Origin of the sequence: Erwinia mallotivora, from assembly GCF_000590885.1 — a bacterium.
GTDB lineage: Bacteria > Pseudomonadota > Gammaproteobacteria > Enterobacterales > Enterobacteriaceae > Erwinia > Erwinia mallotivora.
The window spans coordinates 138,136-149,220 of sequence record NZ_JFHN01000018.1; the positions used below are offsets into that span (position 1 = coordinate 138,136).

Annotated in this window: 12 protein-coding genes and 1 riboswitch; of the genes, 6 read left to right on the forward strand and 6 right to left on the reverse strand. The window is 53.6% G+C overall.

Going from position 1 to position 11,085, the window contains the following annotated elements; all coding sequences use genetic code 11:
* Positions 1–136 precede the first annotated feature (136 nt).
* Together BG55_RS01890 and BG55_RS01895 are read left to right on the forward strand one after the other, a co-directional pair.
* Positions 137–508 (forward strand): hypothetical protein, encoded by a 372-nt coding sequence (locus tag BG55_RS01890; RefSeq protein ID WP_052018645.1) that lies wholly within the window; start codon positions 137–139, stop codon positions 506–508.
* 251 nt (positions 509–759) lie between these two features.
* On the forward strand, positions 760–2,208 hold the full coding sequence (locus BG55_RS01895) for a sugar porter family MFS transporter (RefSeq protein WP_034933737.1): 1,449 nt from the start codon (positions 760–762) through the stop codon (positions 2,206–2,208).
* Between the two features lie 117 nt (positions 2,209–2,325).
* Here the strand turns inward: BG55_RS01895 and crcB are convergent, their stop codons facing one another.
* Positions 2,326–2,706 (reverse strand): fluoride efflux transporter CrcB, encoded by a 381-nt coding sequence (gene crcB / locus BG55_RS01900; RefSeq protein WP_034933741.1) that lies wholly within the window; start codon positions 2,704–2,706, stop codon positions 2,326–2,328.
* 81 nt (positions 2,707–2,787) lie between these two features.
* Positions 2,788–2,860: riboswitch (Fluoride riboswitch) on the reverse strand.
* Positions 2,861–3,093: 233 nt separating this feature from the next.
* Between crcB and BG55_RS01905 the strand changes: the two genes are divergently transcribed.
* On the forward strand, positions 3,094–4,122 hold the full coding sequence (locus tag BG55_RS01905) for an FUSC family protein (protein ID WP_052018646.1): 1,029 nt from the start codon (positions 3,094–3,096) through the stop codon (positions 4,120–4,122).
* 33 nt (positions 4,123–4,155) lie between these two features.
* On the opposite strand, the gene mdtI is transcribed toward BG55_RS01905, so the two are convergent.
* From mdtI to BG55_RS01925, 3 genes are all read right to left on the reverse strand, one after another.
* Entirely contained in the window at positions 4,156–4,485 is a 330-nt protein-coding gene (gene mdtI, locus BG55_RS01910; protein ID WP_034933745.1) for a multidrug/spermidine efflux SMR transporter subunit MdtI, read from the reverse strand.
* Complete coding sequence (gene mdtJ, locus BG55_RS01915) at positions 4,472–4,840, reverse strand: multidrug/spermidine efflux SMR transporter subunit MdtJ (protein ID WP_034933749.1); 369 nt, start codon at positions 4,838–4,840, stop codon at positions 4,472–4,474. The genes mdtI and mdtJ overlap by 14 nt, the downstream gene beginning before the upstream one ends.
* Before the next feature lie 400 nt (positions 4,841–5,240).
* A complete protein-coding gene (locus BG55_RS01925; protein WP_034933756.1) occupies positions 5,241–6,542 on the reverse strand; it encodes an MFS transporter in 1,302 nt (433 codons plus the stop codon).
* A gap of 119 nt (positions 6,543–6,661) precedes the next feature.
* Between BG55_RS01925 and BG55_RS22750 the strand changes: the two genes are divergently transcribed.
* The 3 genes from BG55_RS22750 to BG55_RS01935 all read left to right on the forward strand — a co-directional run bounded on the left by BG55_RS22750 (position 6,662) and on the right by BG55_RS01935 (position 9,138).
* On the forward strand, positions 6,662–6,838 hold the full coding sequence (locus BG55_RS22750) for a hypothetical protein (protein WP_160170826.1): 177 nt from the start codon (positions 6,662–6,664) through the stop codon (positions 6,836–6,838).
* Positions 6,839–7,264: 426 nt separating this feature from the next.
* Positions 7,265–8,116, forward strand: a complete 852-nt coding sequence (locus tag BG55_RS01930; RefSeq protein WP_034933758.1) for an aldo/keto reductase — start codon at positions 7,265–7,267, stop codon at positions 8,114–8,116.
* 32 nt (positions 8,117–8,148) lie between these two features.
* Complete coding sequence (locus BG55_RS01935; RefSeq protein ID WP_034933762.1) at positions 8,149–9,138, forward strand: aldo/keto reductase; 990 nt, start codon at positions 8,149–8,151, stop codon at positions 9,136–9,138.
* A 35-nt stretch (positions 9,139–9,173) separates the two neighbouring features.
* On the opposite strand, the gene BG55_RS01940 is transcribed toward BG55_RS01935, so the two are convergent.
* Positions 9,174–10,061: a LysR family transcriptional regulator gene (locus BG55_RS01940; RefSeq protein ID WP_034933764.1), complete on the reverse strand. Its 888-nt coding sequence runs from the start codon at positions 10,059–10,061 to the stop codon at positions 9,174–9,176.
* Positions 10,062–10,316: 255 nt separating this feature from the next.
* The gene (gene uraH / locus BG55_RS01945; RefSeq protein WP_034933767.1) at positions 10,317–10,727 is read right to left on the reverse strand and encodes a hydroxyisourate hydrolase; all 411 of its coding nucleotides are present in this window, start codon (positions 10,725–10,727) and stop codon (positions 10,317–10,319) included.
* Positions 10,728–11,085: the final 358 nt, after the last annotated feature.

Here is an 11,085-nt window from a genome sequence, read left to right on the forward strand (position 1 = left end):
AGAATTTTCCGAAAAAAATCCCTCAACTGGCTAATTTTCTTTTTTAGGTTAAATTTAAACAGCCCAGGATAAAAATAAAACGGGTAAAGATTTAATTAAACTTAATTTTCACCAGAAAGCGGAGAGACCAATCCGTATGGATAAAGCACACTTTTATGAGCGACTGACGCGCTGGCGGCATCTGCGTTTTAATGATGTAACCCTGCGTGAGCGCGCTGACACACCGGCCTGGAATAAGAAGTACGAAGTTTATATTCTGGACAACACGCGCCTGTCCGCGCAGCTGTACATTCGTACCAGCCAGCCGGAGGAAAATACCGCGCTGATTATGGCGCAGTATCAGGCCTGGCTGGATGAGTATAATGCAATGCAGAATCCACAAATGGCGGTTATCGTCGCGGAATTATCCCCGACAAAACGGGCTTTAATGCCTGACAGCTGCCACCGGGTGCCCGCCCCCTCAAGCCCCTTTGCCCCTCTGTCAGTGCCCAGGCATAACCTGCCGTAATCCTCCTGAAATTGCCGGAATCACTCCGGCGATTGCTGCGTTATTGCTGGCCGTTCCTCACCCTGCTGTTTATCTGGCTCTGTGATGCTCCCCATTTTGTCGATTTATCAGACGCTTTGCCTGTTTATTCCGCACTTTGTAATTTATTTCCCCCATTTGCTACCAAAACCCCAGCGGTGAATTAGATTTAAAACTGGTGTGACTCCTGTCACACAATAACCACAACGAGAGCATTAGCCAGGGAGTAACTTGTGACTGAACCATCAAACAGCGGGCCATCCGGCACCACGGCACTACAGCCAACCGAACCGCTGGTGAAAGTAATTGCTTTTATCGCCACGCTTGGCGGATTGCTGTTTGGCTATGACACCGGCGTTATCGCCGGCGCTCTGCTTTTTATGAAGCACGATCTGCACCTCACTTCACTGACCACCGGTATGGTCACCAGCTTTTTGATTCTCGGCTCCGCCATTGGCGCGGTATTTGCCGGTCGGGTTGCCGACCGTTTTGGCCGTAAAAAAGTCATTCTGATCATGGCGATCGTCTTTATGCTGGGTTCGCTGGGCTGCGCGATGGCCCCCACGGTGACCATCATGATCACCTTTCGCTTTATCCTCGGTCTGGCCGTGGGTGGCGCGGCGGCCATCGTGCCGATCTACATTGCAGAAATTGTTCCGGCCAATCGTCGCTGGCAGTTTGTCACGCTTCAGGAACTGATGATTGTCTCCGGCCAGCTGATCGCCTACACCAGCAACGCAGCGATCAATGAAGTCTGGGGCGGAGAAACCACCTGGCGCTGGATGCTGGGGGTCGCCTGCGTCCCGGCGGTGATTTTATGGGTGGGTATGCTGTTTCTGCCGGATACGCCACGCTGGTACGCGATGCACGGGCGCTACCGCGAAGCCCGTGACGTGCTGGAACGCACGCGTCATTCCCGCATGGTTGAGCGTGAAATGAGTGAAATCCGTAAATCGATGGATCCGAAAAGCCAGAAAAATGCCCGGCGGCAGAAAACCATTTCCGTGTGGATGAAGCGGCTGGTGGCGCTGGGGATTGGTATTGCGATGCTGCAACAGCTGTCGGGGGTGAATACCATTATGTTTTATGCGCCGACCATGTTGCAGGCCACCGGGCTGGGCACCAACGCCTCACTGCTGGCAACCATCGCTAACGGCGTTATTTCAGTGATCATGACCTTTGTGGGCATTATGCTGCTCAGCCGGTTTGGCCGCCGACCGCTGCTGCTGGTCGGCCAGATTGGCTGCACCTGTACGCTGCTGGCAATTGGTCTGATTACCTGGCTGATGCCGGAAACGGTCGATGGTCATCCTGATGTGCTGCGCAGTTATCTGGTGCTGGCCGGGATGCTGGTATTCCTCTGCTTTCAGCAGGGTGCCCTCTCCCCGGTCACCTGGCTGCTGCTGTCAGAAATGTTTCCGATGCGTATCCGCGGCATGGCAAACGGAATTTCGGTGTTTGCCATGCAGATGACCAATTTCTCCATTGCCTTTATGTTCCCGATCCTGCTGGAAACCTTTGGCCTGACCATGACATTCTTTGCCTTCACAGCAATTGGTATTGCAGGCGGGATTTTTGCCATCCTCTTTGCGCCAGAGACCAGAGGTAAAACGCTGGAACAGATCGAAAAACACTTCAAAAAACATCTTCAGGATGATCCTGCGCCCCAGACGATTGTTTGAGTAGCACAACGCGCCACGGATGGCGCATCCTGCCGCTGATGCCCCTGCCGTCAGACCGTTTCCGGGTTGACAGACATGCTTACAGAGCGGGAGAGGCCAACGGGTTTAGCCGTGATTTTATCCCAGCAGCAACGTCATCAGCCAGAACCCGGCAAAGGTCATCAACAGCGACCCCACCACATGGGTAAAAACAGAGATCATTGCCCACAGCATCTTGCCGGTCTGTATCAGGGTGACAATTTCCAGCGAGAAGGTAGAGAAGGTGGTCATGCCACCGCACAATCCGGTGGTAATCAGCAGCTTCCAGGCCGGATCGATCTGCGGATTGCGCAGAAACCAGGCCATCGCTGCACCGATAATAAAGCCGCCCACCAGATTGACCAGCAGCGTACCCGGCGGCAGTTCAGGAAACAACGCATTCAGCCGGATCCCCAGCAGCCAGCGGATCACACAGCCCGCAGATCCCCCAATAACGACGGCAATTAAAGATTTGATCATTATGTCCTCAAGACGTTTACAGAGAGGGGTGTCAGGCAGGTGACAGGCACCTGAAACCCATCCTCTTCATAGTGAAAAGATGCGATATCAGGCGTCATCAGCCCCGGCCAGGCGGGGCGGTTGGGAAAGGTGGAACACCATCACCTTGCGCAACAGCCTAAACAGCACTTCCGCGTTTTGCAAACCTTCTGTGACTGATGCCCGAAAACACGGGCCGGAGTAAGGTCGAATGATACGAAGGCCGCTGATTTTTCACACCGTGCGCTATCCTGCACCTTTTACCGGCGATCGCGCTGTTCGTTTCGACCCCCTCAGTCGCGCGTCTTGCCAAAAACCATTCACCTCTGCAAGATCGCTTTTTTCCGCCGCCGGAGATGCTGTTAATTAATGCGCCCTGCTCCTGAGTTACGACACGATATCCTGCTGGGCCTGTGCTGCCTGCCAGCCATCATCGCCATCTGCCTGGCCGGTTTTCTGTTAAATCAGGTCTCCGCCGCCAGCGTGATTGCCAGCGGTGCGTTGACGCTGGCCTTCGGCGCAAACAAAACCTGGGGTGACTCGTCGCTGTCGCTGCTGCTGGTGACCACCTCAGGGCTGGCGTTCTCCTGCTGGCTTGGCTGTCTGGCTGGCAACCTGTTGCCGCTCTATATCGCCGGAGCCATGCTGTATGCCGGACTTTATGTCGCGATGGCGGATGTCGACAGCAGCGCCTGGTGGATGCTGTTGCAGTGGTCCATCGCTTATCTGGTATCGGGTTACTATGCGGGCGGGCTGGAACATGCGGCCATGCGTGCGGCAATGACCGGTGCAGGCGGCCTCGTCCAGATGCTGTTTCTGGCGCTGCTGTTTCGTCGTTTTAACTTTCAACGACACGACTTTAACCCGCGATACTGGCTGAGCTTTTTACGCGCTACCACCCATGACTATCGTCATAAGATCCATCTGCAATGCTCGGTTATTCTTGCCTTGCTGACCATGTGCCTGGTCCTGACCACGGTGGAACTGTTACATCTGAAAAATGGCTACTGGGCGGGAATGACGTTGTTGTTCTGCCTGCGCAATCACTATCAGGATACGCTTTCACGCGTGCGGGCAAGAGTGTCAGGGACCCTGATCGGCAGTGTGGTGGCCGCGATACTGATCCACTTCTGGCATACGCCATTATTGCTGACCTGTGGATTTATCCTCTGCGGGTTTATCGTGTTTACCTTCTCTTACTCGCTGATTTCAAAATCTTATTTTGTCTTCAGTTTTTTTGTCACCCTGATGGTGGTGTTTATGATTGCCAGCCTGGGGATGTCGCAAACGGCGGTCGCGGCTCACCGTCTGGAAAATACCGCCCTCGGCGGTGCTTTTGCTTTATTTGCCATTATCCTCACCGGCCTGTTTACCCGCAGGTCGCTGAATGACGACTGAACGGCCTTGCCATATAGCAGGCCGTCCGCTTTTTCATGCCAGCTTCAACATCACCATTCCCAGCAGCAGCAAGGCCAGTCCTGCCCAGCCTTTAGCATTCAGCTTTTGCCCAAACAGGATCCAGCCTGCTGAAATCGTCATGGCGACACCGAAACCGCCCCACAGCGCATACGCCACGGAGAGATCGATACCCTTTACTGCCTGCCCCAACGCACTGAAGGCCGCTAATACGCAGAGGATTGAACCGACCCCATAAACCGGCCGCCGGAAACCTTCTGACCATTTCAGGGCAATATTCGCAATAATCTCCAGCACAATGGCCAGCGCCAGCCAGAGCAAATGGACAACATCACCGGCTGGCATGACTGACCTCCTGAGCGTGGCCGGCCTTTTCCGGCGCGGGAGAACCCGATTTAATCAGCCAGATACCGCCGAGCATTACCGCCAGTCCGGCCAGTTTTAACGGGCTGAGCACCTCTTCAAATACCAGAACGCTACCAAGGGTAATCAGCACAATCCCTACCCCTTCCCACAGGGCATAGGCCACGCCCAGGGCAATGCGTCTGACCGCCAGTGAAAGAAAAATATAGGAAAGGGTGATCATCAAATACATTGCGGCATGACCTGATAAGTTACCGCTGACGCTGGCGTACTTCATCGACAGCGTGCCAGTCACTTCCGCCAGAATGGCAAAAGCTAAAAACAACCAGTATTTCATTTTCTCTCCGGAAAAATGATGAATTCAGAAAACAGCGACAGGGTTGCGGCATGAACAGATCGCCACAAAAAAGTCTGTTGAAGAAATAACGTGGGAGAGAATGCCTAAAGGCCACTACACCAGTGATGTTCACTGGAAAGAATGGCTGACAAAAACAGCCGGGAGGAGGAAGAGTTAATACGGGCTTTATTCATAATCATCATGATTACCAGTCAGCGGTCCGTTGAGATCCTTACGGAGCGGGATATGTCCTCTGTGTATTTGGCTAAAAGAAAAGTAAAATGTCGCGTTATAGTAATCAAACCGGGCAAACATCGTCAAACAGTTCTTTCAACGAAAGAATGTTTCATCAGGCTCTGCCTTGAGTGCCGGGCCTGATGAGGCGCATTTACCGTCGGGCTTATTTTTCCGCGACTTCCGCTTGCTCCTGTTGCTCCTCTTCGGTATTCACCATCGTCGCCTGAATCTCCTCTTCAGCAATGGTAGGATTCAGTGCGGCGGCGAGCGGCGAGCTGGTCAGGCTGTCTGGCATCGCGACATTCGGAATGGCCGCATCACTCGTCTCCGGTTGCACTCTGGCATGAAGCTGACTGATTACGGCAATGCCGATCCCGCAGAGACAAAAGAAGCCATAAAGCAGATTGCCGCCCAAAGGTTGCATCAGCGCACCGGTTACCAGCGGACCGATACAGGCTCCGACACCAAAGGCCATTAGCAGGCAGGCGGTCAGCGAAACACGGCGTTCCGCCATCACACTGTCGTTTGCCATCGCCACAATCAGTGGATAGAGAGAAAACTGCATCATGCTGGTGATGAAGGCGGCCAGCACCACCCACCAGAAATCAAACCGAAAGGGCAACATCAGTGGCAGCGCAGCCAGCGCATACAGTAACGCCGTACACAGTAACAGCCGGTGCCGGTCCGTTCGGTCCGAAAGCCAGCTGAGGGGAAACTGCGAGATCAAGCCGGCAAAAATGGTGATCCCCATAAACAGGCCAGTTTGCTGGGTGCTGAAGCCCAACAGGCTGGTGTAGACCGGCGTCATACCGTAGAACGCGCCGACGGCCATGCCAGTAATCAGAATGATCAGCAGAATTTTAGGGATGGTGCGGAAAAAATAGCCCAGCTCCATAGGAGCAGGCGTCATGGGCTGCGCATTGGTGCGGGTGGTCAGGGCGATGGGAACCAGACAGAGCGCAAAACAGAGAGCCACAATCAGCAAACTGCTGCTGCCGGAGCCAATCTCCGTCATCAGGATAATCTGTCCAAAGGAGAGCCCCAGATAGGTTGCGGCCATGTAGAAACCAAAAATCATTCCACGCTGTTCGGTTTCCGCCTGATCGTTCAACCAGCTTTCCAGCACCATATACTGGCACATCATGCACAAACCGATAATCAGGCGCAGAAAAATCCACATCGGCAGATAGTCGGTAATGCCATGCCCCAGTACCGAGGCGGTGACAATTCCGGCACAGGCCACATAGGCACGGATATGTCCGACACGGGCAATCAGGTTGTGCCCGACTTTGCCGCCGATCACCAACCCTATGTAATGGGCGGCGGTGATGCCGCCAATCAGGCCGCCGCTGACCTGCTGGTGAGCCAGCCGCAATGAGACGTAAGTCGTCAGCAGGCCGGAACCAAGCAACATCAACAGGGTGGTGGTATACAACGGTAAAAAAGTGCCAAGGACTTTTTTCATTATGGCTCCCTGTCGTCTGCGTTCCGGGGAAAGATCTTTCGAACCAGAACTGTAGTCGTTCTTCCCGGTCAGGGGCAAGGTTGCCTGACGGCTTGCGGAGTATTCTCAGGTGAACAGCCATGACATTGACGAAGATCCTTGCAGGCCGCTATCGCCCGGCCTCTCTTCTTGCTGTGATGCTCACCGCGCTGGCGGTGATAAGGTCGGCGTATCGACAGGGTGCATCTGCCGGGAGTCGTTCACGGGTATACAGGCTTTCTGCTGAGGAGCGCAGCGAAGCTGTCGGCGCAAGATAACGGCTGGCGTAGCTCTTTTTGTAATAAATACAAGTAACAGGCCACTTTCGGTTAAAGTTTTTGACAGCCGGACCGATGAATTAAGTACTTAACCAAAACCGCCAGTGAAAACCATGACGCTTATTAAACCTGTAGAGCTTATATTGCTTTCTATTACAATAGTTTACTGTTGCGCCATGTGCTCGTGGTTCTGGTAAACAGGGCGATTTGTCAGCATCTCATTTGCTGAGTGCCGCTGACAGATTGCCTGCCATGCAGCGTGATCTCCCTACTCTTTCTTCTTCGAATCCGCTTACTTCCCTGCCAGAAGCACCCGCTCCGGGCTGATTGATGAGCTGAGCTGATAGCCCCTTGCAGATTACGCCACTGAAAAAATCCGTCCCCCTGCGCTAAGGTTACCTCCCTGTGCAGCGTAAGGATGACATGATGCAAACTGTAAAACTGAATAATGGCGTTAACATGCCCCTGCTCGGCTTTGGCGTCTTCCAGATGACCGATGCCGCGGAATGTGAACGCGCGGTTCTGGACGCAATGGAGGTCGGCTACCGGCTGATTGATACCGCCGCGTCCTGGCAGAATGAAACGCAGGTGGGAAATGCGCTTAAGCAGAGCGGCATTGCCCGCAACGAGCTGTTTGTCACCACCAAACTGTGGCTTCAGGACACCCATTATCAGGGGGCAAAAGCCCAGTTCGAGCGCTCCCTGAATCGCCTGCAACTGGACTATGTTGATCTCTATCTCATCCACCAGCCCTATGGCGATGTACATGGCGCATGGCGGGCGATGGAAGAATTGCACCATGCCGGAAAAATTCGCGCTATTGGCGTCAGCAATTTTCATCCGGACCGGCTGGCCGATCTGATGGCTTTTAATAAGGTGGTTCCGGCGGTGAATCAGATTGAAGTCAACCCATTTAACCAGCAATTGCATCCCGTCCCCTGGATGCAGAGCCGGGGTATTCAGCCTGAGGCCTGGGCCCCCTTCGCTGAGGGTAAAAACGGCTTATTTCAGCATCCGCAGCTGACTGCCATTGGTGAGAAATATGGCAAAAGCGTCGGTCAGGTTGTGCTGCGCTGGATCTTCCAGCGTGGAATCGTCTCTCTGGCAAAAACCGTACGCAAAGCACGCATGGAAGAAAACATGCATATTCTGGATTTTCAGCTTAGCGAGGCGGAAATGGGGCAAATTACCGCGATGGACAGCGCCACCAGCGCTTTTTTCTCGCATCGCGACCCCGCCAGAGTGGAGTGGCTTACTGCGCGTAAGCTGGACGTGTAATCCCTGCAAAACTGACGATGAGGGACAGAACGATGGAAAAACGTTATCTCGGAAAATCCGGGCTGGAAGTTTCAGCGCTGGGACTGGGCTGTATGGGATTGAGCTACGGTTATGGCCCGGCAACGGATACCCGCAAAGCCGTTGAACTGATCCGTGCGGCGGTGGAACGTGGCGTCACTTTTTTCGATACCGCAGAAGTTTATGGCCCGTACCTGAATGAAGAGGTGGTCGGCGAAGCCCTGAAACCCTTCCGCGATCGGGTGGTGATTGCCACTAAATTTGGCTTCACTTTTGGTGATGATAATAAACAGCAAATTTTAAACAGTCGGCCGGAACACATCCGTCAGGCAGTGGAAGGTTCGCTGGTACGGCTTAAAACCGAGGTGATCGACCTGCTTTATCAGCACCGGGTTGACCCCGATGTCCCGATTGAAGATGTGGCAGGAACCGTGAAAGATCTGATCGCTGAGGGAAAAGTCAGGCATTTTGGTCTTTCCGAAGCCGGGGCACAGACCATCCGCCGCGCCCACGCCGTCCAGCCGGTTACCGCATTACAAAGTGAATACTCTATGTGGTGGCGAGAGCCGGAGCAGGAGATCATACCGCTGCTGGAGCAACTGGGCATTGGCTTTGTGCCTTTCAGCCCGTTAGGTAAAGGGTTCCTGACCGGTGCCATCAATGCCGGTTCAACCTTTGGTGAGGATGATTTCCGCAGTAAGGTTCCGCGTTTTGCCACAGAAGCGCTGGAAGCGAACAAAAAGCTGGTGCTGCTGCTGGCAGAGCTGGCGGCAGAAAAAGGGGTCACCTCTGCCCAGATTGCGCTGGCATGGCTGCTGGCGCAAAAGCCCTGGATTGTGCCCATTCCGGGAACAACCAAACTTCACCGGCTGGATGAAAATCTTGCCGCGACGACCTTCACGCTCTCCCCGGATGAGTTGCAGAAGATTGCCGGGGCGCTGACAGCGGTTAAGATTGTGGGCGAGCGCTATCCTGCCGCCATCCAGGCGCGCGTGGGACGTTAGTCACTGATGGGCCTGACGCGCGTTTTCAGGCCCTGTCAGTAACGCAGCGCGTCAATCAAACAGGCGAACGCAGGCGGGTGCTGTTTGCGGCTGGGGTAGTAGAGGTAATAACCGGAAAAATTGGGGCACCACGCCTCTAACACCTGAATCAGCGCACCCGATTCCACATGCTGCTGAACCAGATCCTCCGGCAGGCAGCTGATCCCGAAGCCAGAAAGCACCGCGTCCACCCTTTCCGTTAACAGGCTGAAGGTTAACTGCCCGGTAACTTTGACCCGCAGCGGCTTACCGTCTTTCTCAAACTCCCAGTGATACAAACCTCCTGCGGTAGGCAGGCGCATGTTGATACAGCGATGATGCTGGAGATCATACGGCGTCTCCGGAAGAGGATGGGTGGCAAAATAGTCAGGTGAGCCGACGACAGCCATGCGCATGTCCGGTCCGATCCTCACCGCAACCATGTCTTTATCGACGCTCTCTCCCAGCCGTATCCCGGCATCAAAACGCCCTTCGACAATATCAACCAGACCATTATCGACCACCAGTTCGACGTTGATTTCCGGGTATTGCTGCAAAAAAGGTTTTAACTTTGGCCACAGCAAACTGCGTGCTGCATGTTCGCCTACCGACAGCCGGATATTGCCGGACGGCGCGCCATCCAACTGCACCAGCGTTTCCAGCTCCTGTTCAATTTCAGCGAGGCGGGGTTCGAGGCAGGCAATAATGCGTTCACCGGTTTCGGTGGCGGCGACGCTGCGGGTGGTGCGGGTGAGCAGCCGCAGATTAAGACGCGCCTCCAGCGCCTTAATAGCATGGCTGAGAGCGGATTGTGACACGCCCAGTTTTGCGGCGGCTCGGGTAAAACTTCGTTCCCGTGCAACGACCAGAAAGATCTGCAATTCGTTGAAATTCTCTTTCAGCATTCACTCTTTCCTTTTTAACGCGACCATCTGAAAGTCCGGCTGCTTCCCGAACGATAGCGAAATACAGCAGGGCGAGACACTTTACCAGAGTCGTTGATAAAGGGGGTAAAGAGGCGAGGCTGAACAGAATAATGGCCAGCGAGCGCGCAGTGGCAATCCAACAGACGATGTGGAACAGCAAGAATAAATGCGCGGCCAGGGGAGATTAATAAGGCAGCAAGCGCTCCCGGCCACCCGCCGGGAACGCGGTGGCGGTTAACTCCCTTTGTAGGTTGAATAGCCAAACTGGCTGAGTAACAACGGAATATGCAGTTTTTCATTTTTTTCCGTCACCGTGAACAGTACCGGGACTTCAGGAAAAAAAGAGGCCATCTTTTGCTGATGAAAATAGTCACCCGTTTTAAAGGTGACTTTATAATTTCCGGGCTGCATATCCTGATCGGACGGAAACAGCGATTTAATGCGCCCGTCATTATCGGTTTTGCCATCGGCCAGCGGGACCCACTGGTTATTCTGCTGTTTTTCCAGGGTGACATTAACGTTTGCCGAAGGAAGCCCCGTTTGCTGATTCAGAATATGCACGCTGAGCGTACCCTGCGGAGCACTGAATACCACCGGAGCGAAAGCCAGAGAAGCAATTAAAATGACGCCAGATAGTTTCTGCATTTTATTTTCCTTAACAGTGTGTGTAGACCACCGAAAAATATAGCAGGTATTTTTATGCTGGCTGGTGCGAAACGACACTAAATATAATTAATTCCGCACGGGCCGCTCAGTCATATTCGATTATTACGATTCCCCAATATGCACAAGCAATATATTTTCAGTTTTTACATCGGTAAAAATTGAAAGGGACCGTCCTGTGACTTCTTTTTTCCGTGATGAATAATGCCTGCTCCAGATATTTCGTCCCTCGTTTATTTCCTGAAAAAGCGCCTGACTTAATGCCTCCACCACCTGAGGAATAATCCTGTTGTTAACATCGTCAGGGGTGACATCTGCTGTACAGTGCGCCAGGTGAATG